Below are 24,494 nucleotides of genomic sequence, written 5' to 3'. Positions count from 1 at the left end.
GCCGGTTGGGTCCTTTCGGGGATATCAGCGGAATACGGGTACGCAGAACCCCATTTTCGCTGAAGCTGGAATCCGCCTTGGGCTTCCTTACTTGGTGGTCTGATACGGGGACCGAATCGCGCCAATCCTATACCCGGCATATTCCCAAGGAATTCAGGCACAAAAAAACCGCCCTATCTTGGCGGCCATAAATCTTCGTAACCTTATGATACTTCAATGGTTTTCGCCTGGTGCCGGTAAGTGGACTCGAACCACCGACCTACGCATTACGAATGCGTTGCTCTGCCAGCTGAGCTATACCGGCCAGGCGGCGCCTATCATAATCATCAAATTCGCGGCGGACAACTGGGAAACCACACGCCTGGCTGCGCCCAGCATCTGCCGGGTCAGCGCTCCCGGTTCTCCGAGGTAATCTCTTCCGACGCCGCCACGTCTGGCGACAATTCCGCTTCCGCCTGCTCCTGGCGATACAGCGACCAGACGACGATGAACAGCGCGGCGATCAGCGGACCGAGCACGAAGCCGTTGATGCCCATCAGTGTCATTCCGCCTACCGTCGAGATCAGCACCACGTAATCGGGCAGTTTGGTCTCCTTGCCGACCAGCGGCGGACGCAGGAAGTTATCGACGAGCCCGATCACCACCACGCCGACGAAGATCAGTATCGCCCCTTTGACGTAGGCTCCGGTGATCAGAAGGTAGGCCGCCACCGGCACCCAGACGATCGCGGAGCCGATCGCCGGCAGCAGCGACAGGAACGCCATCATCACGCCCCACAGCAGCGCGGCTTCGATCCCCAGCGCCCAGAAGGCGACGCCGCCGATCGCGCCCTGCACCATGGCGATGATCACATTGCCCTTGACGGTGGATCGCACCACGGCGGTGAACTTGTCGATGAGCTGGTAGGTGTATTCGTCGCTCAGCGGGATCGTGATGCGGATTTGCTGTCCCAGGGATCGGCCATCCCGGAACAGGAAGAACAGCAGGTAGAGCATGATCCCGGCGCTGACCAGAAACTGGAGCGTGTTCTGACCGATGCTCAGCATGTGGGTGGCGATCAGCTGGCTGCCCTGTTCCAGGGCGGATGCCAGACGATTGCTGATATCGGAAAGGCTGCCGAAGCCGGCGTCGCCCAGCCAGGTCTGCGCCGAAGCCGGCAGCGAACTCTGGAACTGCTGGATGTAGTCATTGAAGTCGATATCGCCGCTGCCTACGCGCTGGTAGACGCTGGCGCCCTCCCGCACCAGAGCCCCGAAGATCAGTGACATCGGGATGATGACGATGAACACGCAGGCCATCACGCTGACCAGCGCTGCCACGTTGCGGTGCCCTTTCAGCCGGGCCTCCAGCCGCCGATGCATGGGCTGGAACAGGATCGCCAGTATCACCGCCCAGAGCACGGCACCGTAGAACGGCAACAGCAACCAAACGAAGGCGATGGACACTAGCGTCAGCAATAAGATGAACGCCTTGTGCTGGCTCAGAGAACTCATGAAGATTCCGACTCGAAAGGAGATGTGCACTAAGCATAGCGGCCCTGACGCACGGACGTTCAGTAGATAATGTGACAATCGCCTCTTTCCCGGCACTCGCAGCGAGACGATCGAGCGAAAGCGGAGTTCCGCTCGGTGAACTCGAGCCAGCGGAAAGCGCCGCCCGAGACATAAAAAAGCGCCAAGCCTCACGGCTGAGCGCTGGTCCGACGCGTCGTCCCTGATGCTGAACCGAGCTTCCCGCTCTGCGCGTCCCTGTCGTGACGACGCCTTCCTGGCATCGCACCTGCAGTATGAGGCCGGTAGATGACAGAAAGTTAACAGCGGTCGACATCCTTGGCGAGAGGGCCTTCGGTCAGGGCTACAGACGGCATAATTGCAGCACGCAAATTAAAGTTACAAAACTTTTCAAAATAATGATTATCATTTTATACAATAAATTCAGCTACTTATCCGTTAATACTTAACCTGGGATAGGGTTGTCCAAATCTCCGATTCGTACAACACTTGTACAGCACTGGGGGCTATGCCAGCATGAATTCGTCAGCCGGCAAGGAGAGCCGGTCAGTACCGGGCAAGGATGCCCCAGCAGTATGCGGCAAGGATTGCCACAAATTTCTGGTGAGCCAGAAACCAACTTAAAGCCAAGGAGGGCTGATCGTGAAAGACGCCATTTCATGCACCCGCTGCGGTAACGCTCAATCGGTTCCCCTCGAGATTCATGAAGAGTGGGATGAGATCAGCTGTACGGAATGCGGAGAGTTTCTCGACACCGTAGGTCATTGGGCGGATTCCCAGTCGCCCAACTATTCAGTGCAGATTCTCAACCAGTGTCGCAGCCTGACGCTCAAGATGGCACGCGAGAGCCGCCCCCTCAACGATCATTACCTGAGGGCCACGGCATGATCAGAGTGACGCTGGACCTCAGCTGTTCGATTTGCGGCCATGAGCAGTTCTATCTGCCAATCAATAGTCAGGAAGGCACCAACGTGCGCTGCGCCAATTGCAGTGCATTCAAGTGCAAGACATTGGATCTGGAGAAGGCGCTGAGCGCGATACAGAGAACGCGGTCGATCGATCGCCCAGTCGCAGCCTGATCTGCATCACCGTTTCTCAAAACCGCCTGCATTCAGGCGGTTTTTTGTTTCTGGCGAACTATCATGAATCGAAACCGCATGAGCTTGAGGTGAGGGGGCGCCATGGTCGACATCACGCAGCTGAAGCACCATATCAACGAGGAAATCCGCCACTGTCAGCAGCGATTGGCGGATTTCGAGCAGCAACTGGATACCTGCAAGAAACAGCTACGCGCGCTGCAGAGCCGTATCGAGGGATGGGTAGCCGCGTTGGAGATCGACGGCGTCAAGATTCATTATGATGATACCGCGCATACGCTCGAGAAATTCGACGAGACGTTCCAGATAACGCTTCAGGAGCAGACCGTTTCGTTCGGCAGCTGCAAGCTGCATGTCGAGCCGGAAGAGCAGTACCTCCATGGCAACCGGATACTCCTGTTCGCCTCCTCGGACGAGGACGACATCAAGGAGATCATCGAATCCGAGGGCGAGTACTACTTCGCCGACCTGCAGTTCGGTCAGAAGCGCGATCTATCCAAGTATGAGCCGCTGACCGAAGAAACCTTCTACAAGCTGCTCTACGGCTGGCTCCGGGCATGAGTCCCGCGGCTGCCCCTCCCGCCTGGCTTCCAAAAACAGGCTTCCAAAAAAAGGCCCCGAACAGTGTCGGGGCCAAGTGTGTTTCGCAGGAATCGAAACCGGGCACAGTCTAGCCTGTTGCCTGCCCGATAAAGTGACGACAAAAGCGTGGTTTAGCCTTTAATTCGTTGTTGCTAAAGTCCTATCTCGGTATGGATAAAACCCCGACTCGTCGCTGCGATCACACCTCGTTTTTGCGCGTCCGGCGCCTTGACCGACTCGCACGGCGTCAGAACGCGCTCCACTCTTCGACGGCGTCTTCCCGATCACGTGCGCTGGAGGCCGACCGTTGCCGCGTAACCGGTCGTTTAGCGCCTCGATCGACCACGGCCGGCGATGATGCCGATGCCACCGGGGCGATCCGTACAGTGGTAGCAGCGGCGCCCTTGAAGAACGACACCTCCTTCAACAGGGCCGCGGCCTGGCTCTGCAACGAACGTCCCGCCGCGCTGGATTCTTCCACCAGGTTCGCGTTCTGCTGGGTCACGCTGTCCATCTGCGAAACCGCGGTATTGATCTGCTCGATACCCTGCGACTGCTCGCGACTGGCTACCGCGATCTCCCCGACCAAAACGGTCACACGCTTGACGCCCCCGACGATTTCCTCCAGCGCCTGACCCGCCCGGTTCACCAGTTCGCTGCCGGCATCCACCTGGCCGATACTCTCTTCCACCAGTTGCTTGATCTCCCTGGCGGCCTCGGCGCTGCGCCCGGCAAGGTTGCGCACTTCGCTGGCCACCACGGCGAAGCCACGGCCCTGCTCACCGGCGCGCGCCGCTTCCACCGCCGCATTCAGCGCCAGCAGATTGGTCTGGAAGGCGATCTCGTCGATCAAGCCGACGATACCGGCGATCTTGCGGCTCGACGTATTGATCCCTTCCATCGCCTTGATCGCCCGCCCGGCGACCTCGCCCCCGACATTGGCGCGGTGGCTGACATCATGCACGAGCCTATCGGCTTCGGCGGCGTTCTCCGCGTTCAGGCGCACGGTCGAGGTAATCTCGTCCATCGAGGCCGCCGTCTGCTCGAGGCTGGCCGCCTGCTCCTGGGTGCGACGGCTGAGATCGTCGGTGCCCTGGGCAATTTCGTCCGCCGCGCTGCTGACGGATTCGGCGTTGTCACGCACGCTCATGACGATCCTGGAGAACTGGCTCTCCATGGCCTGGAGCGAGCGCAGCATCACGCCGAATTCATCCTTGCTGGTGATCTCGATGTCGTTGTCGAGCCTGCCGCGAGCCATGGCATTGGCGAGTGCCTGCGCCTTGCCCAGCGGCGCCATGATGCCGCGGATCAGCCCCAGGGCCATCGCCACGCTCAGCACGAGCGACCCGAGCATGGTGCCGATGATGATATTGCGCCCCCATTCGTATTCGACAACCGCGCTCTCGAACGCCTCGGCCGCCTGCGCGCTGTTGCGGTCGATCAGCGTCTGGATGGCGTCCAGTGCCTCGGGGTACTGCTGGCGCAGCGTCGTCGTCGCGATGACGCGGGCTCGATCGAAGTCGTTGCCGATCATCGCCGCGTTGAGCTCGGCGATGGTGGCCCGCAAGCGGGTCAGCGCGGCGATGAAGGCGTCCGCCATCTCCCGCTCCTGCGGGCCACTGAGACGTTGCGGATAGTAGTCTTCCCAGGCGGCATCGATGACGGCATCGTTATCCGCGACCTCCTGCTGCGTCACGCGGGCGGACTCCGGGTTTCGGTCACGCTGCTCCGCGGTGATCTTGACCCGATTGCTGAGCAGGGCTCGATCGATTCGGCTGAGGTCCGTCAGGGTCATCACGTTCCCTTCATAGGTCCGTTCGAGAGCGGCATTGTTGTCGCTCAGACAGAGCAGCCCGACGACTCCGATAATGAACAGCATGACGACACAGGCGCCCAGGCTCGCGGCCAGGCGGAGTTTGACGCTTCGATTCAGTAGCAGCATGGTAAAAAGCCCCGATAGATGCCCTTGGCTCAAGCCTCAGGGCAAGTGAAACTGGTCTCGGCAGGCGAGGATTCTCCATGGAGAATTCGTTTCATGCCGCGAGACGCTCTATCGGCGCTGCACAAATAAACTTAATTTTATTTAGTGTTTTAAGGCAGGGTTCGCCACCGAGACTCCCACCGGTTAAGCCACATCAACCCATCTTTTTATTTTCCAAAAATCCATTTAAAAACAATAACTTAAAAATAAGAAAACTTTCTTTTTCATTGATTAACCACCCAATTCACCATGACCGTTATCGGCCCAGGATAAGTATGGAATTTCTGGTACTTTTATCCTACAAAACCGAGCGCCGTATAATTACCGGCCTTCGGCGATATCCCTGCCTTCGCCGAGTCGCGCTGGCTGAAGAGCTGAATGGCTGAATATCCGAATGGCTGGGTAATTGAATGGCTGGATGACTATCCGAATCGCCGGATGGGAGGCTGCGTCAGGTAGTGCCACCGCCTCGCTTCAGCGCTGGCGGCCTATCGCGTCGATCAACTCCGCCTTGCTCATGCCGCTTCGCCCGGCGATGTCGCGCTGCTGCGCCAGCTCGTAGAGCGCTTCACGGGTGAGCGAGGAGAGTTCGGCTTTCGTCGGTTTCTTGTTGCGGTTTCCGGATGGCTTCGCCTGCTCGCCTCGTGACTTGCGAGGCTTCTCGGTCCGGCCCTTCGTTTTCCGGGACCTGTCTTCGCTTGTCGACGAGTCCTCGTCCCGCGACTTACCCTTGCACCCGCTGCTCTCCTTGCGGCCACTCGTCTCCTTGCGCTCATTCGTCTGCTGGCGTGAGGGCTCGACCCGGCCGCGCTTGAGGCTGCGCTTGAGCACCTGCATCAGATCGATGACCTCGGCGCCCTCCTGCTCGTCGTCATCGTCCGCCGCCGCGCGGGAGGATTCGACCGGCACGATATCCTCGTGGCGACGGCGTTTCTGGCGGACCCGCTTCTTGAGCGCCTCGATATGCGGGTCGATCAGTTCATCGGGATCGAAGCGCTTCGCCTCGAGCTTGTCCATGGCGCGCTGCATCTGCCGCTGGCGTGTCGCATCCGGCTCGCCCGGCGCGTCCAGGCCGAGGCTCTGCGGCGTGCGCAATTCGTCATGAAAGCGCAGTGCTTCGGCCCGCAGGATGCCGTTCTCGGCCACAATCGCCACCAGCACCTCCCGCCCACGCATCACCAGCGTGGCGATGCCCGCCCGGTTGGCGTTTTCCATCGCCGCGGCCAGCAGCCGATAGGGCTTGAGCGCCCCACTGCCGTTGCCCGAACGAGAGTCCGGCACCAGGAAGTAGGCGCGCCGGAAGTAGAGCGGATCGAGTTCATCCAGCGAGACGAAGCGGCTCAGTTCGATCTCGCGCCGATGTTCGAGCGTGGCATCCTCGATCTCCTGGTCTTCGACGACCACATAACGGTCCTCGTCGACCTCGACGCCCCGCGCCAGCTCGCTCGACTTGAGCGGCTTGCGCCCGGTCTCGCTGAAGAAACGCCGGGACAGCGGCCTGCCTTTGTCATCGACCTCTTTCAGTATGACGTCCCGGGCATGCTGGGCGGGATAGAGACCGACCGGGAGATTGACCAGCCCGAAGGCGATGGTGCCGGACCAGAACGGCCGCGGCCCACGGAAGCCGCTGTCGTGGTGGTGCTGCTTGTCCGACTTCGATGTTTTCGGCTTCGATGTTTTCGACTTCGACGTTTCCGACTTAGGCACGCTTGCGCTCCCGGGCCAGACTGGCCTTGAGTGACGAGGCGATATCGTCGGTGGGCTCCTGCCGACGGCGGCGCTTGACCTTGACTCGCTTGCCGCTGCGCTTGGTCTCCACCAGCGCCTCCAGCCGCTGGCGGTATTCGTCCTGATAGGTTTCCGGCTCGAAATCGGCGGCATACATCTCGACCAGGTCGGTCGCCATCTTCACTTCGCTGTCGTTCAGCTTGCCGCCGCCGGGCGGATCCAGCGCATCGGCATCGACGACCTCGTCGAGATGACGCAAGGTGATCAACACCGGATGGCCGTCGTGGTCGCGCAGCGCGCCGACGTAGGCCTTGTGCCGCATCACCCAGTGAACCAGCCCTTCCCGGCCGCTATCGGCAAGTGCGGCGGCGAAGGCGTCGAACGTGTCTTCGTCGCCATCCGGCCCGAGAAAATAGGGGCGCTGGTACCACTGGTTGTCGATGATCCCCTCGGGGAGAAAGTGCATCACCTCGATCTCCCGCGAGGGCGCCGGCGCCAGCCCGTCCAGCTCCTCCTCGTCGAACAGGATGCGATCCTGCTTGTCGATGACCGCCTTGTGCCGGTCGTCCCGCGATACCATCCTGCCGCTCTGCGGCTCGATCATCGCCTGATGCACGGGGCGATGCCGACGCCGGTCGAGCAGCCGAAAATGGACGTTGCGGTCGCTGACCGCCGTATAGAGCTTCACCGGCACCCGCTCTCCGCCGAAACCGATGACACCTTTCCAGACCGCGCGAGCGCTCATCGTTCTGTTTCCTCACTCATTCCGACCATCCTCCCGTCAGACATTCAGACCTCCATCCCGGCATCGCGGCAGCGCTGCTTGGTCAGCCGTTGGCGGGCGTCATCGAACCCGGCCCAGGGGTCCTGCTCAAGGGAGGCCAGCCGGCGCGGCAGGTTGGTCAGCGTGTATCGATCGGCCTTGAGTTTCGGCCCGAGCTCATCCCAGCGGATCGGCGTGGCGACCGGTGCGCCGGGCCTGGCGCGGACGGAGTAGGAGGCCACCGCCGTGGCACCCCGGCCGTTGCGCAGGTAGTCGAGGAATACCTTGCCGCGGCGGGCCTGCTTGGACATGTTGAGCGTCAGCTGATCGGGATGGCGGTCGGCGCAGCGCTCGCAGACCGCCTCGGCGAACGCCTTGGCGGTATCCCAATCGGCGTGAGGCTTGAGCGGGACCACCAGATGCAGCCCCTTGCCGCCGGTGGTGCGCAGAAACGCGACGAGATCGAGCTCGGCCAGGGTCTGGCGCAGCTCGCCGGCGACATCGATGACCGCCTGCCACTTGCAGTCCGGCGCGGGATCGAGATCGAACACCAGCTGGTCGGGGCGTTCGAGGTCGTCGACGCGACTGTTCCAGAGGTGGAATTCGATGGTTCCCATCTGGACCAGCGCCACCAGATCGGCCGCGCTGCGGACGTAGAGATAGTCATGCTTGCCGGACTTCTCGGCGATGGCCACGCTCGGCAGGTCGTCCGGCATGGTCTCGCTGGGGTGCTTCTGGACGAAACACTCCTTGCCGACACCGCCGGGGCAGCGCAGCAGCGTCAATGGCCGCTGGGCGAGATCGGGCAGGATCCAGCCGGCCTGCTCGGCATAGAATTCGGCGAGCGCCCGCTTGGTGATCCCTTCCTCTTCGAACAGCACCCGATCCGGATGCGTCAGCCGAATGCCTTCGATCCTGACGTCACCGCTGCCGCTCGCCTTTGCGGAGCCGTCCGTCTTTGCGGCGCTGCCGCTCGTCTTTGCGGATGAACGATTGTCGTTGGCCTGTTTCGTCATGGTCGCCCCCGAGGCTTGCTGCTGGCTCAATCGAATGTCCCTGGGATCGCGGTCCTCGCGCACGCCACGAAAGCGCGGGTGGCGCAGGCGCCCGTCGTTGGTCCATTCGCTGAAGTTGACATCGATCACGCGCTTCGGCGTGACCCAGTGGCTGCTGGCCAGATCGGGAATGTCACGCTCGACGAAGGGCGAGGTCTTGCGCGGCGAGCGGGCCAGATCGCGCTGCCACTCGGCGAGCTGGGCGTGGGAAAACCCCGCCCCGACCCGGCCGCAGTAGCGCAGTTTGCCCGCGTCGTCATAGGCGCCGATCAGCAGCGAACCGAAGCCGCTGCGCGATCCCTGGGGATCGGTGTAGCCGCCGACCACGAACTCCGCCTGGCGCTCGGTCTTGGTCTTCAGCCAGTCCCGATTGCGGCGGCCGCGATAAGGGGCGTCGGCGCGCTTGGAGACGATCCCCTCCAGGCCCTGGCGGCTCGCCTGTTCGTAGAACGCCTCGCCCTGCCCTTCGATGTGATCGGTATAGCGCAGCATGCCGCCGTTGCCGATTCCCACGGCTTCGCAGACTTGCGCCAGCACTGCCTTGCGATCGCGCAGGGTCGCGTCGTCGAGTGTCACGCCCTCGAACCCGAGGCCGTCGAGATAGCGCAGATCGAAGATCTGATAGACCAGCCCGGCGGTCTTCTCTTCGCTCAGCGCGCCTTGCAGACGCCGGAAGTCGCTGACGCCATCGCGTCGCAGCGCCACGACCTCGCCATCGAGCAGGGCCTTGTCCAGCGGCAGGGCTTCGATCGCCTCGGCAATCTCGGGAAAGCGGTCCCGCCAGTCGTGGCCGTTGCGGGTCAGCAGGCGCACCTTGCCACCGTCGAGCCGCGCCAGGATGCGGTAGCCATCGAACTTGATCTCGTGGAGCCAGTCATCACCGGCCGGCGCCTCGTCGACCAGCGTGGCCAGCTGCGCCTTGGGCTGGGCCGGGAAGCTCGCCTGGCGCGCGCCCTCGACCTGACCGGGATCGATCTTGATGGCCCGGGCCTTGCGACCGCTGCTCGAGCGTTTGCTCCCGGTTTTTGATGATGAGGGCTTCGATGATGAGGATCGGGATGACGAGGATTTCGTTGAAGAGGATTTCGAAGCCGAGCTTGTTGATGACGAGGTTGCTGATGACGAGGATTCGGATTTTGCAGAGGCGGATTCGGACTTCCCTTCGGCGATCTCCGCCATGCGCCGATTCGAGGCGACGCTGACGTCATCCAGGCTGTCGGGCACGTGGGCATCGCCGTCGTCGTGGCGCTTGATCATCAGCCACTGCCTGCCGCTTCCCTGCTGGCCGTCGCCATTTCGACCGCGCATGCGCTTGAGCGTCCAGGCGCCCTTGAGCTTGTCGCCGTCGAGTTCGAAATCGATCTGGCCGTCGTCGTGCTTGCCATTGACGCGCCACTCGCCGCGATCCCAGATCATCACCGTGCCGGCGCCGTAACCCTCGGGGATCACGCCTTCGAAATCGCCGTAGTCGAGCGGATGATCCTCGACCTGCACCGCCAGATGTTTCTCTCCCGGCTCGAGGCTCGGCCCCTTGGGCAGCGCCCAGCTGCGCAGCACGCCATCCTCTTCCAGCCGCAGGTCGTAGTGCAGCCGGCTGGCGTCGTGCTTGTGGATCACGAAACTCGACCGCGACCGCTTCCTGCCGCGTTTGCCGCGAGGTTCCGGCGAGCGCGAGAAGTCTCGCTTGTTGCGATAGGTCTCGAGGTCAGCCATCCGTTGCTCCCTCACGATAGCCTGGCGAATGGAACGATAGCCTGGCGAATGGAAACGATAATCTGCCGATAGACTTCAGCGTAGTCGACGCCAATCGGCACGTCAGATCATTGATTCAGGTCATCCAGCGCTGATCCCTGGCCACCACGCGGCTCCTGATCGTTACGCTCTGTCTGAAAAATAGACCCGTAAACAGCGCTCGATGCAGGCCAGCGTGACCATGGCACGGTAACTTTTTGCCAGCTTGTCGTAGCGAGTACAAAGTCGCCGCTTTTCCTTCATCCAGCCAAATAGACGCTCTATCACATTGCGACGCCGATAACGCGGGCGCTCGAACAGGCGGGGTAGTCCTGGCTTGGGGCGACGGTGCATCTGTCGGTGCCGGATCGTCGGTCGTATTCCGTACCGGTCGCAGTAGCGACGCAATCGATCACTATCGTAACCTCGGTCGGCCAGCAGATGGCGGCAGCGCTTGCGGGGACGTCCCGTATGACCTGGCAAGCGGATCTGCTCCATGACAGGAACGAGATAGCGTGAATCGGCATGCTGACCAGGCGATAGCAGGAAGCTCAGGGGAACGCCATTGGCATCGCAAACCAGGTGAATCTTGGTGGTCAGGCCGCCTCGGCTTCGTCCAAGCGCATGGCCTACCCGTTCTCCAGAGCCCCTTTTTTACTGCCACCAGCGGCAGAGCGAGTCGCTCGAATCGAGGTGGAGTCCACCATCCAGGTATCGAGATCCATGTAACCATCTTCCCGAAGCTTCAGGTGAAGGCGTGACAGGCTGCGTTCGAGTGTGCCGTCATCTCGCCACTGACGAAAGCGCTGGTAGACCGTTTTCCATGGGCCGAAGCGTTCGGGCAGATCCCGCCATTTGGCGCCGGAACAGAGGATCCAGAAGATGCCGTTGAGCATCTGCCGGTCATCGCGGCGTGGGCGTCCACGCCCAGCGGGCGTGCCAGGCGAAACGATATCTTCAATCAATGTCCAACCCCGATCGGAAATCTCGTAACGTCCTGCCATGACAATACCTCCAAGTCTGAGGGAGGAAAGGCTAGCAAGACATCATTTTTCAGACAAAGCGTAATCCAGTTGGTCGTGCGACTAGTTAGTCGTTCATCTCGCGAATCCATTGACGCACCTTGTGTCGGCGCCAATGGGACGCGTAGCGGCGGGTATCATGGGAGGTCGGGGTCAGGTAACACCCGTTTTCGTCCTCGCTCAGTTCGAACGTTCTGAGCGCGCCGACCGGCGCGTCCTCACTGCCGTATACGGCGATGAAACGCAGCTCGATCGCTTGGAGGACGATCTCGTCGTCGGCGATGCCGTGGTAGGTCTGCACTTTCTGGATGATGCCTTCGAAGGTGCCGATATCGTTGAAACTGCCGGGCATCATCGGCCCCTGTCGTGTCGTCTCCGCCAGCTGGGACGACTTCGGTTTTTCGGCATCTTCCATATCGATCATGCTGATAGCGTAATTGCCCTTGTCCGTGTGCAGGATGGCGAAGATATGTTCGATGAAGATCGCTTCCGGACTCATGTTGCTGACGACACAACGGGCCTGCAGCGTCTTTCCGCCGCCGCGATTGATGATGATCTTGGGTTGCCGCTGCCTTCTGAAATTCAGATAGAGCAGTTGCGCGTAAAACAGCCATACCAGAAGCGTGAAAAAGCCAGTCACCGCATTGATAGCGGAACTATGGTTCGATAACCATTCCATGATTCATTGCTACCTTTGACGTGCCATATCGATGATTATCCGACTCAGAGTGGCGCTAACGGTTGCACTCATGAAAAGTAAAAGCATCGACAATTATCGCCAGTTAAAAGCCACGCCGTTATTAACCGAAGGTAATTATTGCTTTACAAAAAATGGAGGAAAAGACCTCGAGAGGAGAAAATGGAAACACGGCTTCGGATGAAATCCTGGCCTGATGACCGGCAGAGGATACAAATAAAAACCTAATAAACAGGCCTTTTTAACCTGGATCAGTAGCGCTGTTATTCATGGCAACTAGCTTCTGATAGGCATCGGCTATTTTTGATGGCAACCACTTCCTGAACCCATCGGATAGCTTCGCTACCTCGTTCCCGGAGAAAAACCATGTTCCATCATTCATCCAAACTTCAGTACCCGGTCAAGGTCGATCAGCCCGACCCCCAATTTGCCATGCTGCTGCAGCAGGCAATCGGCGGTGTCGAAGGTGAGATTCGGGTCGCCATGCAGTACTTCTTTCAAGCCATGGGGGCCCGCGGTGACGATCGCATTCGCGATCTGCTGATGTCCACGGCCACCGAAGAGCTGGCTCACATCGAAATGCTCGGCCATGCCGTCGCCCTGAACCTGGAAGGCGCGCCCGTCTCCTATCAGGAGGAATCGGCCAAGGATCCGATCATCAATGCAATCCTCGGCGGCGCCAATCCTCGCCACCTGCTTTCTTCCGGCCTTTCCGCCATGCCGGTCAATGCCAACGGCGTGCCGTTCGACATGAGCCATATCTATGCGACCGGCAACGTGGCGGCGGACATGATGGCCAACGTGGCCGCGGAATCCAGCGGTCGCGTGCTGGCCTCGCGGCTGTACAACTGGACCAGCGATAAAGGCATGAAGGATTTCCTGTCGTTCCTGATCGCTCGCGATACCTACCACCAGCAGCAGTGGCTCGCGGTAGTCGAGGAACTGGGCGGATTCGAGAAGCAGTTGCCGATTCCCAACTCGACGCCGGAGGCTCACGAGGCAATGGAACATTCGTACTACTACCTCAATACGCTGATGGACAAGGAAGCGCCGATGGGCCGCTGGAATCAGGGGCCGTCGCTGGATGGCAGGGCCGAGTACACGACGCGCCAGGCGCCCGAACCCGAAGGCCAGGCGCCGTCGCTGGGCAAGGCCAGGGAGAATTCCGGCGCTCAGAAAGAGCAGCTGTAACCCGGCGAGGCGAGCGTGACGCGTGTCGCTACCGACACGCCTCGCTGAGGCATGCTGCATTCGTCGACGTGTCGGTCCCTGAACGAGACTGGTCCCGAATTCATCGGGGCCAGTCGTCATTTGAAGGGGCGGCCCGGGTCGACCACCTTGATATCGGTGCGTCGTGGCTCGCTCGCGCCCTCCGTTCTCCACTATCGTCGGTGAGTCGCTATGGCCCGCTCGCCGCTATAGTCAGCAAGTCGCAATAGCCAGCCAGTCGCCATAGTCAGCAACAGGACAAGACCTCATGGCCGCGTCATCCGCCTATATCATCGCCCTCAATGCCGGTTCCTCCAGTATCAAGCTTTCGCTCTATCGCACCGACGATACGACCTCGCCCGAACTCATCGCCAAGGCCCAGGTCGAGGAGATCGGCGATTCGCCGCATCTGTTCGGAAAGCTGGCCGATGGCAGCGTTTTCCTCGACGAGACGCCAAATGATCACGAGCTGCCGGATCATGACAGCGCCTACGCGCGATTGCGCGAAGCGCTGGATGCACGATTCGGCAAGCTGGAACTGGCCGCGGTCGGCCATCGCATCGTCCATGGCGGCGACCTCTTTTCCATGCCGACGGCCATCGACGACGCCACCCGCGAAAGTATCGCGTCACTGGTCCCGATGGCGCCGCTGCATCAGCCGCATCATCTGGAAGGTATCGATGCCGTCAGCCGTTTCGCCCCCGAGACGTTGCAGGTCGCCTGCTTCGATACCAGCTTCCATCTCGGGATGCCCTGCGTCGCCCGGTTGACCGGCCTCCCCTATCGCTTCTTCGAGCAGGGCATCCGCCGCTTCGGCTTTCACGGGCTCTCCTACGAATACATCGCGGGCCGATTGCCCGATGTCGACCGACGTCTGGCCGAGGGCCGTACCATCGTCGCCCACCTGGGCAACGGTGCCAGTCTCTGCGCACTGCAGGCCGGCAGGAGCGTCGATACCACGATGAGCTTCACGGCGCTGGACGGGCTGCCGATGGGGACGCGCTCGGGCGCCCTCGATCCGGGGCTGGTGCTCTATCTCGAGCATGAACTCGGCTATTCGAGCGAGAAGCTGCAGACGCTGCTCTACCACGATGCCGGGCTGCTCGGGCTTTCCGGTATCGACAGCGACATGCAGACGCTGCTGGAGAGCGATTCACCCCGGGCACGGTTGGCGGTGGACTTCTTCGTCTATCGCGTCGCCCAGGAAATGGGACGCATGGCGGTGAGCCTGGGCGGTGTCGATGGGATCGTCTTTACCGCCGGCATCGGCGAACACGCGGCGCCGATTCGCCAGGCCGTCATCGAGCGGCTGGCCCCGCTGTGGTCGGTGGCGCTGGACGACACCGCAAACCGGGCCGCCGAGCCAGGGCGCATTTCGACGCCGGATAGCGCAGTCGCCGTTCACGTCATCCCCACCGACGAGGAGACGATGATCGCCCGGCACACCTGGCAGCTCTACCGGTCACGCACGCGGGGCGACGCCAGCGCGTCGGACCCGGACCCGGATCAGGATCAGGATCAGGGCCATCGCGCCTAGGAAATCTGCCCGAAACATCGAGCCGTCAGCCATTGGCATCCGATCTCTTTCGTTCACGCCACCATTATCCAGGAGTGCCTTCATGTCCCCTTCCATGAGCCAATCCACGACGACGCCCCGGCTTCCGGTCGACAAGGACGAGGAGTTGCTGAAGCGGATCGACCACTGGTGGCGGGCGGCCAACTATCTCGCCGTCGGCCAGATCTATCTCACCGGCAACCCGCTGCTCGAGACGCCGCTGACGCTCGATCACATCAAGCCGCGCCTGCTCGGCCACTGGGGCACGGTGCCGGGGCTCAATCTGATCTACGCCCATCTCAACGCACAGATCCAGCGCCGCGATCTCGACGTGATCTATCTGACGGGCCCCGGCCACGGCGGCCCGGCGCTGCTCGCCAACCTGTGGCTGGAGAACAGCTACAGCGAGCATTTCGGTCATGTGCCGCGCAACGCGGAAGGCATGCAGCGCCTGTTCCGCCAGTTCTCGACGCCCGGCGGCGTGCCCAGCCATGTCAGCGTGCCCACGCCGGGCTCGATCCACGAAGGGGGCGAGCTGGGCTACGTGCTGACCCACGCCTTCGGTGCCGTGTTCGACAACCCCGATCTCGTCGCGGCCGCAGTGGTGGGTGACGGCGAGGCGGAAACCGGCCCGCTGGAAGGCTCCTGGAAAGGCGTCAACTATCTCAATCCGACCCGGGACGGCGCGGTGCTGCCGATCCTGCACCTCAACGGCTACAAGATCGGCTCGGCGACGGTGCTGGCGCGCAAGAGCGACGAGGAGCTGGAGCACTACTTCCGCGGCCACGGCTACGCGCCGCTCTTCGTCGCGGGCGACGAGCCCGATGCCGTCCACCGGGACTTTGCGGCGGCACTGACCAGCGCCCTCGACGGGATCCACGAGATTCAGCAGCATGCGCGACAGGAAGGCATCGACCACCGGCCGGTCTGGCCGATGATCGTGCTGCGGACCCCAAAAGGCTGGACCGGGCCGAAGTCCGTCGACGACCTGCCGGTGGAAGGGACGTTTCGCGCCCACCAGGTGCCGATGAGCGGCCTGAAGGACCATCCCGAGCGACTGCAGCAGCTCGAAAGCTGGATGCAGTCCTATCAGCCGGCGGAGCTGTTCGACGAGCAGGGCGCGCCCCGGGAATCCATCACCGCCTTGTGCCCTGTCGGCGAACGGCGCATGGGCGCCAACCCGCACGCCAACGGCGGCAAGCTGCGCCAGCCGCTCGCGTACCGGCCGCTCGAGAGCTACGCCGTCGAGTTCGACGAGGCGCAGCGCGGCCGCGAGCTCCACGGTTCCACCGAGCGCCTTGGCCAGTTCATGCGCGATATCTACGTCGACAACCCGCACAACTTCCGGCTGTTCTGCCCCGACGAGATCAAGTCCAACCGGCTCGGCGCGGTGCTGGACGTCACCGATCGCTGTTTCATGGGGCCATTCGAGGAATACGACGAACAGCTCTCCATGGACGGTCGCATGCTCGAGGTGTTGAGCGAACACAACTGCAACGGTTGGCTGGAAGGCTACGTGCTGACCGGCCGCCACGGCCTGTTCGCCAGTTACGAGGCTTTCGTCTCGATCATCGATTCCATGGCGATCCAGCATGCCAAATGGCTGGAGCACGCCCGCAACGTCGACTGGCGCGCCTCGATCCCGTCGATGAACTATCTGCTGACCTCTACCTGCTGGCGCAACGACCATAACGGCTTCAGCCATCAGGGGCCGGGATTCATCGACACGCTGCTGAGCAAACAGCCGCAGGTGGTAAGGATCTATCTGCCGCCGGATGCCAACACGCTGCTGGCGACCGCCCAGCACTGCTTCGACAGCGTCGATCATCTCAACGCCATCGTGATCGACAAGCATCCCCAGCTGCAGTACCTGACGATGGACGAAGCCCGCGAGCACTGCCGCGAAGGTCTCGGCATCTGGGAGTGGGCCAGCAACAGCGGCGACGAAGCACCGGATATCGTGATGGCCTGCGCCGGCGACACCGCCACGCAGGAGACCCTGGCAGCGGCGGATATCCTGCGTACCTACCTGCCCGCGCTGAAAGTTCGCGTGGTCAACGTGGTCGATATCATGACGCTGCGGGTGGATCACCCGCACGGAATCAGCCAGGAACGTTTCGTCGAGCTGTTCACGGCGGACCGGCCGGTGGTCTTCGCCTTCCACGGCTTTCGCGGCGTGGTGCACCAGCTGATTCACAATCGCCCCGAGACCGAGCGTTTCCACGTTCGCGGCTATCAGGAGGAAGGCACCACCACGACGCCGTTCGACATGACGGTACTCAACCAGATGAGCCGCATGCATCTGGCGCTCGATGCCCTGCGCTATCTGCCGGACCAGTGGGAGGGCGCCGCCGGGCTCATCGAGGATCTGCAGGCGCTACTGCAGAAGCACCACGCCTATATCCGCGAGCATCTCGACGACATCCCGGAGATCACCCAGTGGGTCTGGTCGGCGGGCAACGTTCGACTGCCCGTGGACAAGGACGTTTGAGGAGGAAGCCTCGCGAAGGAAGCCTCGCGAAGGAAGCCTCGCGAAGGGAGTCTTGATAAGGGAGCCTTGATAAGAAAACCGCAGGGACGCCACGCAGGCGGCAGCTAGCGCGCCTATCGTGGCGTCGTCGATGTCCTGGGCGCGACCGTCGCCGTCTCACGATAGCGTGACCACACCCATTGGCGGGCCAGCAGATAGACCAGCAGCGCTTCCGGCAGCTCCCCGGCGTAGAACATCAGCTCCGCGCCCTGCTGGACCTGATCGAGCGGCATCGATGCGGGAAGATGGAACCGGTACATCCACTTGGACAGCATGGCGTGCGCCGCCATCGACACCACCAGCACACCGAAGCGCCACTCGAGGGAGGGGCGCTTCGGCGCCGGATCCGGCCCGGCAATGGCCCAGGTGAAGAGACACCCGGCAATGATGAAATGCCAGTGCAGCCACAGCGCGAATCCGGGCGAGTGGAGCATCGTGGCGTAGAGGTCGGTCAGGTAGAGCGCCATCATGCCGCCGACATTGAGCAGCGCCGCCGTGACGGGGTGGCTCAGCACGCGAACGGGTGCCAGCGACACGAAACCGACCCAGCGCCGGCCCCAGTGCGCGGGCACGTTCTTCAGCGCCAGGCTTATCGGCGCCGCCATCACCAGCCCCAGCGGCGCGATCATTCCCGCGACGAGATGCACCGCCATATGGCCGCGGAAATCCCGGTGCGCCCACTGCATCGATGGTGGCGACATCACCGCGATGATCGCCAGCGCGCCGCCCACGAAGATGACCAGCCGCCAGAGCGGCCAGCCCCGGCCACGCCGCTTCGACCGCCACCAGCCCCAGACATAGAGTGCGGCCAGCGCGCCGAAGACCAGCGTGAAGGCGTTCACCGCTGGCTCAGCGCCTCACCCCGCCGGGCCCGGCGCAGCAGCCAGTAACCGATGGCGAGCAGCAGCAGGCCGGCCAGGTTCCAGCCGAGGTCATACATCAGCAGATTGTCGACGTAGCGAACCTGGTGAAGCCCCAGTATCTTGTGGTCGACGATGCCGTCGAACAGCTGAAAGCCGCCCATCCCCAGCAGGAATCCCGCGCCGCGATAGCCGGCGGCGTGCCGGCCGGTCTCGTGCAGACGCAGCATCAGCACCGCACCGATGACCAGCACCACCAGCTCCAGCGTGTGCAGCAGCCCATCGGAGGCCAGCGCCAGCGCCGAGTTGTCGGTTTCGACGAAATGGTGCCAGGCCAGCACCTGGTGAAAGACGATCTCGTCGAGCGCCGCCATCATGCCAATGCCCAACAGGATCGCGGCCAGCAGCGTCGCGCCGACTCGTCGTTGAACAAGATCGTTCATGACGATCTCCTCTTGCCGATATGCATACCAGTAGACAAGAAACCCGCTTCATCGAATGAAAACTCAGCGACACCGAACGAAAAACCCCGACCGCTAGGGGCCGGGGTTAGATCGTAGCGGTTCCTTGCTAACTTGCCATGGCATCCTGCCATGCGTCCTTGTGAATATTGCTTCCTGCAATTTCCATCCTTGGCACCACGTCTTCCTGACGTTGCCCCTACACCGTACGCGCTAATTCCATCAGATAAGTTTATGTGAGTTAACTAATAGCATTTGGTGTGTTTATTTCTGTAACTCACATTCCTGCTGGCCAGTCCGCTGTCATGAAAATGACATGCACATATGCGTATATGGCAATGTCTTCCCATCGGCGGCAGGAATCGACTCGGCAACGAGCCGGCACCCAGCCCGAGCGCCGAGAAGCATTGAAAACGCATGAGGACGTGTTGATGGAAAAGCAGCGTGTGCTATTTCTCTGCAATGCCAATTCGGCAAGATCGCTGATGGGCGAAGCCCTGCTCCGGCACATGGCGGGAGATCGTTTCGAGGCCTTCAGCGCCGGTGTCGAGCCCAGCGAACCCCATCGTGCCGCGCTGAAGGCGCTGGAGTCGATCAACGTCAGTACCCGGGGGCTGGCGAGCAAGCCGCTGGAGACCTACGCCGGCCAGACGTTCGATACCGTCATCATTCTCTGCGAGAAAGCCCGGCAACACTGCCGCGACTGGGAAGGCCGCACCAGGGAGCTCATCTACTGGGACATCCAGGATCCCCGGCTCCACGACGATCCCAGGAACTACCAGCATACGCTGCAGGAGATCCAGACACGCCTGAAGCTCTGGCTCGGCGTCAAGTCCAGAGCCCATCCCTGAGGATCGATCGTGTCCGCACTCTCTCCCGTTCAGCTTTTCAAATGCCTCGGCGACGAAACGCGTCTCGCCCTGACGCTGCTCATCCACACCGAGGGCGAGCTCTGCGTCTGCGAAATGACCTATGCGCTGCAGGAGTCCCAGCCCAAGGTCTCGCGGCATCTCGCGCAGTTGCGATCGTGCGATCTGCTACAGGATCGGCGCCACGGGCAGTGGGTCCACTATCGTTTGATGCCGGGTCTGCCGAGCTGGGTACTCGCGACCCTCGACGAAGCGACCGCGGGCGCCTCCTCGCTGATGGACGAAGCCCGCGACCGGCTGGCGGCGATGGGAAACCGCCCCGCGCGCCAGACCGAACACTGTTAATGAAATACGGTTAATGAAATACGGTTAGTGGCATACGGCCAACCGAACACGCTCAACCGAACCTTGCCAAAGGAGTTGCCATGTCTCTTCGAATCGGGATCAACGGCCTCGGTAGAATCGGGCGCCTCGCCCTGCGCAGCCTGCGGGATCGCCACGCGGTGGAGACGCTGGAGATCGTGCGGATCAACGACCCGGCGGGAACGGCGGAAACCTTCGCCCACCTGCTCGAGTTCGACTCCGTGCATGGACACTGGTCCCCGGGCAGCGGCATTGCGGCCGGCGAGCGGTCGATCACGGTGGATGGCGTCGAGATCCCGTTCAGCAGCCATCGCGAACTCGCGGACAGCGACTGGTCGCAGTGCGACGTCGTGATCGAGGCATCCGGCGTCATGAAGAGCCCCGACAAGCTGCAGGCCTATCTCGACCAGGGCGTCGGGCGGGTCGTGGTCACGGCCCCGGTCAAGGCAGCGGGCGTGCTCAACGTGGTCATGGGCGTCAACGACCACCAATACGATCCCGGCCGGCATCGCATCGTCACCGCCGCGAGCTGCACCACCAACTGCATGGCGCCGGTGGTCAAGGTGATTCACGAGACGTTCGGCATTCGCCACGGCTCGATGACCACGATCCACGACATCACCAACACCCAGTCGATTCTCGACAGCCCGCACAAGGACCTGCGTCGCGCCCGGGCCAGCGGCATGAGCCTGATCCCCACCACGACCGGGTCCGCCAAGGCGATCACCGAGATCTTTCCCGAGCTGACGGGCAAGCTCAACGGCCATGCCGTTCGCGTGCCGCTGGCCAATGCCTCGCTCACCGACATGGTGTTCGAGGTGGAACGCGAGACCACGGCCGAAGCAGTGAACGACGCGCTGAAGGACGCCTCGATGGGCACACTGGCAGGCATTCTGGGCTTCGAGACCCGCCCTCTGGTCTCGGTGGATTACTGCGGCGATCCGCGCAGCGCCATCGTCGATGCGCTTTCGACCCTGGTGGTCGACGGCAGCCAGGTGAAGGTCTACGCCTGGTACGACAACGAGTGGGGCTACACCAACCGCACCGTCGAGCTGGCGCTCAAGGTCGGGCGAGCGTAGGCGAGGTCGATCATGCCATCTGTCGAGCGGCTGAGATCGCTACCCTTCGAAGTCCGCCAGTACCTGCTGGTGACCGGCAACTACTGGGCGTTCACGTTGACCGACGGCGCACTGCGCATGCTGGTGGTGCTGCATTTCCACCAGCTCGGCTACTCGCCGCTCGAAGTGGCAATGCTGTTTCTCTTCTACGAGGCCTTCGGCGTCGCGACCAATTTCGTCGGCGGCTGGCTCGGTGCCAGGCTCGGGCTCAACCGGACGATGAACGTGGGCCTCGGCCTGCAGATCGTCGCCCTGGGCATGCTGCTGGTGCCCTCGTCGATGTTGACCGTGGTGTGGGTGATGGCCGCCCAGGCGCTCTCCGGGATCGCCAAGGATCTCAACAAGATGAGCGCCAAGAGCGCGGTGAAGGTGCTGGTGCCCAGCAACAGCCAGTCGGCGCAAAGCGCCCTTTACCGCTGGATAGCGCTGCTGACCGGCTCGAAGAACGCCCTCAAGGGCATCGGCTTCTTCCTGGGCGGCCTGCTGCTGACGCTGATCGGTTTCCAGGGCGCCATCGCGCTGATGCTGGCGATGCTGGCCGGGGTGTTGCTGCTCTCGCTGTGGCGGCTGCGCGCCGACCTGGGCAGGACGAAATCCAAACCCAGGTTTCGCGAGGTCTTTTCCACCTCCCGGGCGGTGAACGTGCTTTCCGCGGCCAGGCTGTGCCTGTTCGCGTCCCGTGACGTCTGGTTCGTGGTGGCGCTGCCAGTGTATCTCTACGACCAGCACGGCTGGGGCTACTGGGCCGTCGGCGCCATGCTCGCCGGTTGGGTGGTCGGCTATGGCGGCGTGCAGACACAGGCGCCGAAGATCACCCGGCTCGTGCAAGGGGGCGCCAGGGGTATCACCGCCGGCTGGGCGCTCGCGCTGGCCTCGCTGCCTGCCCTGCTGGCATTGCTGCCGCTCGAGGCCGACATCTTCTGGCTGGTGGCCGGACTGCTGCTGTTCGGCGTGGTGTTCGCCATCAACTCCAGCTGGCACAGCTATCTGATCGTGCGCTTCGCACGCGCCGAAGGCGTGTCGATGGACGTGGGCTTCTACTACATGGCCAATGCCATGGGCCGACTGATCGGCACGGTGCTCTCCGGCTGGCTGTATCAGGCGTACGGACTCCAGGCCTGTCTCTGGGTTTCTGCCGGCCTGGTACTGGCGAGCGCCGTCATCGCCCTGGGCCTGCCCGCGGAGTCGGCCGAGTCGGACGACGCCGAGCCGATTCACTGAACGGCAACGCAAGGCGGGAATCATGACCGCTCCCGCAGGGGCGCGCTGTCGAGTCTGTCGGGATTTCGTCGACTCAGCCGGGCGCGTCGCGCTGCCGGGGCTCGCGGGTGAAATCGCCGATCAGCGTGTGCGGATCGGCCTCCTCGCGCTGCCTGCGAGCGGCCTCGGCCCACCAGCGCAGTTGGGTGGAGCCGCGCTGCAGGTAGGTCCGCCAGCGCTCGGCGCCCTCGTCGTCGCGATACCGCCCTTCGTCATCCAGCACTTCCGCCGCGTGCGGCACGTGGACCATCGCCGACACCGGCAGGCAGCCCAGCTCGGAAAGGAAGGTACGCATGCCCACGGCGGCACGGACGCCGCCCCACTGCCCCGCCGAGTAGGTCACGATCAGGCTCGGCTTGTAAGCGTAGCGCGAACTGCCGAAGTGGTTGAGCAGGTGCGCCAGCGCCGGGCTGAGGCTGTGATTGTATTCGGGACTCACCATCACGTAGGCGCCGGCCTCGCGGATCCTGTCGGCCAGCGCGGCCAGCGGCTCGGGCGCCCGGCCGGAAGCGTAGGCGAAGTGCGGCTTGAACACCTCGCCGAGGTCGTAATCCAGCGGATCGATCAGCTCGATCTCGTCGTCCGGATACGATTCCCGGAAGTGTGCAACCAGCGCCGTCGCCACCCGGCTTCCCAGGCGCGGCGGTTTCGGTGGCTGGCTCTGTCTCGTCGAGCCCAGAAATACCAGAATGTTCATGCAGTGCCTCTCGACCGATTGTCGGTTCTCGTACGGCTGCCGGCGCTCGTGGGCTGCCGGCGCTCGTGGGGTTGCCGAGCTCAGGCCGCCGGCAGGGCAGGCAGCCACAGCGCCAGCGCCACCAGGGTCGCCAGCAGCACAGGCGGAGTGATCAGCAGGCCGACCTTCATGTACTGCCCCCAGCCGATCCTGTAGCCCTTGCCGGCCAGCACGTGCAGCCACAACAGCGTCGCGAGGCTGCCGATGGGAGTGAACTTCGGCCCCAGGTCGTTGCCGATCACGTTGGCGTAGACCATCAGTTCCTGGGTGACCGCCGGCACCTGCGCCTGATCGATCGCCAGCGCTCCCACCAGCGTCGACGGCAGGTTGTTCATGATTGATGCGACGATGGCGGAGAGGAACCCGGTGCCAATGGTAGCGACGAAGTCGCCCTGCCCGGCCAGCCACTGCAGCGCCCGGGCGCCGTAATCGGTCAGGCCGGCGTTGCCCAGCCCGTAGACCACCAGGTACATACCGATCGAGAACAGCACGATCTGCCACGGCGCGCCCTTGAGCGCCGCAGTCACCGAGACGGCGGCCCCCTTGCCGCCCTGCCACCAGCGACCGGCGATCGCCATCAGCAGAATCGCCGCCGCGCCGGTCACGAAGGCGATGGGAATGCCCAGCGGCGCGGTGACGAAATAGGCGACGAGCAGCACCGCCAGCAGCGGAAAAGCGGCCCGGAAGATCAGCGGATCCTTGATCGCCGAGCGCGGCGCGTCTAGCTCCTCGACCGAATAGCGCTTGGGAATCCGCCGGCCGAAGGCGATCCAGAGCACGGCCAGCGTCGCCGCCAGCGACACCAGGTTGACCGGCACCATGACCGCAGCGTAGCGGTCGAAGCCGATATCGAAGTAGTTGGCGCTGACGATATTGACCAGGTTGGAGATCACCAGCGGCAGGCTGGTGGTGTCGGCGACGAAACCGGTGGCGATGATGAACGCCAGCGCCGCTGGCGGCGAGAAGTCCAGCCGCAGCAGGATTGCGATCACGATCGGCGTCAGCAGCAGCGCCGCGCCGTCGTTGGCGAAGAACGCCGCGATCACCGCGCCGAGCACCACGACCAGCGGAAACAGCAGATGCCCCCGGCCGTTGCCCCAGCGCGCCACGTGCAGCGCCGCCCAGGCGAAGAATCCGGCCTCGTCGAGGATCAGCGAGATGACGATCAGCGCGACGAAGGTGAACGTCGCGTCCCAGACGATATCCCATACCACGCCGACGTCGGACAGCTGCACCACGCCTGCGAGCAGCGCCACCAGCGCGCCGCCGAGCGCGCTCCAGCCGATGCCCAGCCCCTTGGGCTGCCAGATCACCAGGATCAGGGTGACGACGAAAATAGCCAGTGCCAGCATCGAATGACCTTGAG

General features: G+C 62.7%; 21 protein-coding genes and 1 tRNA gene. 10 read left to right on the top strand and 12 right to left on the bottom strand.

What is annotated here, in order from left to right:
• Positions 1–228 precede the first annotated feature (228 nt).
• Both R5R73_RS02690 and R5R73_RS02685 read right to left on the bottom strand, forming a co-directional pair.
• Positions 229–304: transfer RNA gene (locus tag R5R73_RS02690), tRNA-Thr, on the bottom strand.
• Positions 305–386: 82 nt separating this feature from the next.
• Positions 387–1,493 carry an AI-2E family transporter gene (locus R5R73_RS02685; protein ID WP_322528690.1) on the bottom strand — a complete coding sequence of 369 codons (1,107 nt, stop codon included), beginning with the start codon at positions 1,491–1,493 and terminating at the stop codon, positions 387–389.
• A 660-nt stretch (positions 1,494–2,153) separates the two neighbouring features.
• On the opposite strand from R5R73_RS02685, the gene R5R73_RS02680 reads away from it, so the two are divergent.
• Positions 2,154–2,399, top strand: coding sequence for a hypothetical protein (locus R5R73_RS02680; RefSeq protein ID WP_071232671.1), 246 nt, complete (start codon positions 2,154–2,156; stop codon positions 2,397–2,399).
• Positions 2,400–2,692: 293 nt separating this feature from the next.
• On the top strand, positions 2,693–3,169 hold the full coding sequence (locus tag R5R73_RS02675; protein WP_322528689.1) for a hypothetical protein: 477 nt from the start codon (positions 2,693–2,695) through the stop codon (positions 3,167–3,169).
• Between the two features lie 268 nt (positions 3,170–3,437).
• Here R5R73_RS02675 and R5R73_RS02670 read toward each other — a convergent pair whose 3' ends face one another.
• Positions 3,438–5,132: a methyl-accepting chemotaxis protein gene (locus tag R5R73_RS02670; RefSeq protein ID WP_322528688.1), complete on the bottom strand. Its 1,695-nt coding sequence runs from the start codon at positions 5,130–5,132 to the stop codon at positions 3,438–3,440.
• Between the two features lie 77 nt (positions 5,133–5,209).
• Here R5R73_RS02670 and R5R73_RS02665 point away from each other — a divergent pair, with 77 nt between their 5' ends.
• Complete coding sequence (locus tag R5R73_RS02665) at positions 5,210–5,557, top strand: hypothetical protein (protein ID WP_322528687.1); 348 nt, start codon at positions 5,210–5,212, stop codon at positions 5,555–5,557.
• A gap of 88 nt (positions 5,558–5,645) precedes the next feature.
• Here the strand turns inward: R5R73_RS02665 and R5R73_RS02660 are convergent, their stop codons facing one another.
• The 5 genes from R5R73_RS02660 to R5R73_RS02640 all read right to left on the bottom strand — a co-directional run bounded on the left by R5R73_RS02660 (position 5,646) and on the right by R5R73_RS02640 (position 12,149).
• On the bottom strand, positions 5,646–6,878 hold the full coding sequence (locus tag R5R73_RS02660) for a Ku protein (RefSeq protein WP_322528686.1): 1,233 nt from the start codon (positions 6,876–6,878) through the stop codon (positions 5,646–5,648).
• Positions 6,871–7,644 (bottom strand): Ku protein, encoded by a 774-nt coding sequence (locus tag R5R73_RS02655; protein WP_322528685.1) that lies wholly within the window; start codon positions 7,642–7,644, stop codon positions 6,871–6,873. Before R5R73_RS02655 ends, R5R73_RS02660 begins: the two co-directional genes overlap by 8 nt.
• A gap of 44 nt (positions 7,645–7,688) precedes the next feature.
• On the bottom strand, positions 7,689–10,430 hold the full coding sequence (gene ligD, locus R5R73_RS02650) for a DNA ligase D (protein WP_322528684.1): 2,742 nt from the start codon (positions 10,428–10,430) through the stop codon (positions 7,689–7,691).
• 162 nt (positions 10,431–10,592) lie between these two features.
• A protein-coding gene (locus R5R73_RS02645) for an IS5 family transposase (protein ID WP_322527572.1) occupies positions 10,593–11,452 on the bottom strand; the annotation gives its coding sequence in 2 pieces (ribosomal slippage) (positions 10,593–11,083 and positions 11,083–11,452; 861 coding nt in all).
• 85 nt (positions 11,453–11,537) lie between these two features.
• Positions 11,538–12,149: a hypothetical protein gene (locus R5R73_RS02640; protein ID WP_071232665.1), complete on the bottom strand. Its 612-nt coding sequence runs from the start codon at positions 12,147–12,149 to the stop codon at positions 11,538–11,540.
• Between the two features lie 384 nt (positions 12,150–12,533).
• Between R5R73_RS02640 and R5R73_RS02635 the strand changes: the two genes are divergently transcribed.
• The 3 genes from R5R73_RS02635 to R5R73_RS02625 all read left to right on the top strand — a co-directional run bounded on the left by R5R73_RS02635 (position 12,534) and on the right by R5R73_RS02625 (position 17,422).
• Complete coding sequence (locus R5R73_RS02635; protein WP_071231951.1) at positions 12,534–13,358, top strand: manganese catalase family protein; 825 nt, start codon at positions 12,534–12,536, stop codon at positions 13,356–13,358.
• Positions 13,359–13,644: 286 nt separating this feature from the next.
• Positions 13,645–14,913, top strand: a complete 1,269-nt coding sequence (locus R5R73_RS02630; RefSeq protein WP_322528683.1) for an acetate/propionate family kinase — start codon at positions 13,645–13,647, stop codon at positions 14,911–14,913.
• An 82-nt stretch (positions 14,914–14,995) separates the two neighbouring features.
• Entirely contained in the window at positions 14,996–17,422 is a 2,427-nt protein-coding gene (locus tag R5R73_RS02625; RefSeq protein WP_322528682.1) for a phosphoketolase family protein, read from the top strand.
• 113 nt (positions 17,423–17,535) lie between these two features.
• Here the strand turns inward: R5R73_RS02625 and R5R73_RS02620 are convergent, their stop codons facing one another.
• Both R5R73_RS02620 and R5R73_RS02615 read right to left on the bottom strand, forming a co-directional pair.
• Positions 17,536–18,303, bottom strand: a complete 768-nt coding sequence (locus R5R73_RS02620; protein WP_322528681.1) for a cytochrome c oxidase assembly protein — start codon at positions 18,301–18,303, stop codon at positions 17,536–17,538.
• Positions 18,300–18,764 (bottom strand): DUF2243 domain-containing protein, encoded by a 465-nt coding sequence (locus tag R5R73_RS02615; protein WP_071231955.1) that lies wholly within the window; start codon positions 18,762–18,764, stop codon positions 18,300–18,302. Before R5R73_RS02615 ends, R5R73_RS02620 begins: the two co-directional genes overlap by 4 nt.
• A 449-nt stretch (positions 18,765–19,213) precedes the next feature.
• On the opposite strand from R5R73_RS02615, the gene R5R73_RS02610 reads away from it, so the two are divergent.
• The 4 genes from R5R73_RS02610 (at position 19,214) to arsJ (ending at position 22,353) form a co-directional block, all read left to right on the top strand.
• Positions 19,214–19,633 carry an arsenate reductase ArsC gene (locus R5R73_RS02610; RefSeq protein ID WP_322528680.1) on the top strand — a complete coding sequence of 140 codons (420 nt, stop codon included), beginning with the start codon at positions 19,214–19,216 and terminating at the stop codon, positions 19,631–19,633.
• A 9-nt stretch (positions 19,634–19,642) separates the two neighbouring features.
• Positions 19,643–19,996, top strand: coding sequence for a metalloregulator ArsR/SmtB family transcription factor (locus tag R5R73_RS02605; protein ID WP_110633765.1), 354 nt, complete (start codon positions 19,643–19,645; stop codon positions 19,994–19,996).
• An 80-nt stretch (positions 19,997–20,076) separates the two neighbouring features.
• On the top strand, positions 20,077–21,093 hold the full coding sequence (locus R5R73_RS02600; RefSeq protein WP_322528679.1) for an ArsJ-associated glyceraldehyde-3-phosphate dehydrogenase: 1,017 nt from the start codon (positions 20,077–20,079) through the stop codon (positions 21,091–21,093).
• Between the two features lie 12 nt (positions 21,094–21,105).
• On the top strand, positions 21,106–22,353 hold the full coding sequence (arsJ, locus tag R5R73_RS02595) for an organoarsenical effux MFS transporter ArsJ (RefSeq protein ID WP_322528678.1): 1,248 nt from the start codon (positions 21,106–21,108) through the stop codon (positions 22,351–22,353).
• Positions 22,354–22,426: 73 nt separating this feature from the next.
• On the opposite strand, the gene R5R73_RS02590 is transcribed toward arsJ, so the two are convergent.
• Together R5R73_RS02590 and R5R73_RS02585 are read right to left on the bottom strand one after the other, a co-directional pair.
• Positions 22,427–23,089, bottom strand: coding sequence for an NAD(P)H-dependent oxidoreductase (locus tag R5R73_RS02590; RefSeq protein ID WP_322528677.1), 663 nt, complete (start codon positions 23,087–23,089; stop codon positions 22,427–22,429).
• Between the two features lie 80 nt (positions 23,090–23,169).
• Positions 23,170–24,480 (bottom strand): arsenic transporter, encoded by a 1,311-nt coding sequence (locus tag R5R73_RS02585; RefSeq protein WP_110633754.1) that lies wholly within the window; start codon positions 24,478–24,480, stop codon positions 23,170–23,172.
• Between the last annotated feature and the right edge of the window lie 14 nt (positions 24,481–24,494).

The organism is Salinicola sp. LHM (assembly GCF_034479735.1).
GTDB lineage: Bacteria > Pseudomonadota > Gammaproteobacteria > Pseudomonadales > Halomonadaceae > Salinicola > Salinicola salarius.
This window is presented reverse-complemented; position numbering and strand designations above follow the sequence as displayed.

Bases quoted from the DNA above. Each gene is read 5' to 3' on its own strand.
- arsJ (WP_322528678.1), top strand. From the start codon at position 21,106: ATGCCATCTGTCGAGCGGCTGAGATCGCTACCCTTCGAAGTCCGCCAG.
- R5R73_RS02665 (WP_322528687.1), top strand. From the start codon at position 5,210: ATGGAGAATTCGTTTCATGCCGCGAGACGCTCTATCGGCGCTGCACAA.
- R5R73_RS02585 (WP_110633754.1), bottom strand. From the start codon at position 24,480: ATGCTGGCACTGGCTATTTTCGTCGTCACCCTGATCCTGGTGATCTGG.
- R5R73_RS02625 (WP_322528682.1), top strand. From the start codon at position 14,996: ATGTCCCCTTCCATGAGCCAATCCACGACGACGCCCCGGCTTCCGGTC.
- ligD (WP_322528684.1), bottom strand. From the start codon at position 10,430: ATGGCTGACCTCGAGACCTATCGCAACAAGCGAGACTTCTCGCGCTCG.
- R5R73_RS02630 (WP_322528683.1), top strand. From the start codon at position 13,645: ATGGCCGCGTCATCCGCCTATATCATCGCCCTCAATGCCGGTTCCTCC.
- R5R73_RS02670 (WP_322528688.1), bottom strand. From the start codon at position 5,132: ATGCTGCTACTGAATCGAAGCGTCAAACTCCGCCTGGCCGCGAGCCTG.
- R5R73_RS02655 (WP_322528685.1), bottom strand. From the start codon at position 7,644: ATGAGCGCTCGCGCGGTCTGGAAAGGTGTCATCGGTTTCGGCGGAGAG.
- R5R73_RS02685 (WP_322528690.1), bottom strand. From the start codon at position 1,493: ATGAGTTCTCTGAGCCAGCACAAGGCGTTCATCTTATTGCTGACGCTA.
- R5R73_RS02615 (WP_071231955.1), bottom strand. From the start codon at position 18,764: ATGAACGATCTTGTTCAACGACGAGTCGGCGCGACGCTGCTGGCCGCG.
- R5R73_RS02640 (WP_071232665.1), bottom strand. From the start codon at position 12,149: ATGGAATGGTTATCGAACCATAGTTCCGCTATCAATGCGGTGACTGGC.
- R5R73_RS02600 (WP_322528679.1), top strand. From the start codon at position 20,077: ATGTCTCTTCGAATCGGGATCAACGGCCTCGGTAGAATCGGGCGCCTC.
- R5R73_RS02635 (WP_071231951.1), top strand. From the start codon at position 12,534: ATGTTCCATCATTCATCCAAACTTCAGTACCCGGTCAAGGTCGATCAG.
- R5R73_RS02675 (WP_322528689.1), top strand. From the start codon at position 2,693: ATGGTCGACATCACGCAGCTGAAGCACCATATCAACGAGGAAATCCGC.
- R5R73_RS02590 (WP_322528677.1), bottom strand. From the start codon at position 23,089: ATGAACATTCTGGTATTTCTGGGCTCGACGAGACAGAGCCAGCCACCG.
- R5R73_RS02610 (WP_322528680.1), top strand. From the start codon at position 19,214: ATGGAAAAGCAGCGTGTGCTATTTCTCTGCAATGCCAATTCGGCAAGA.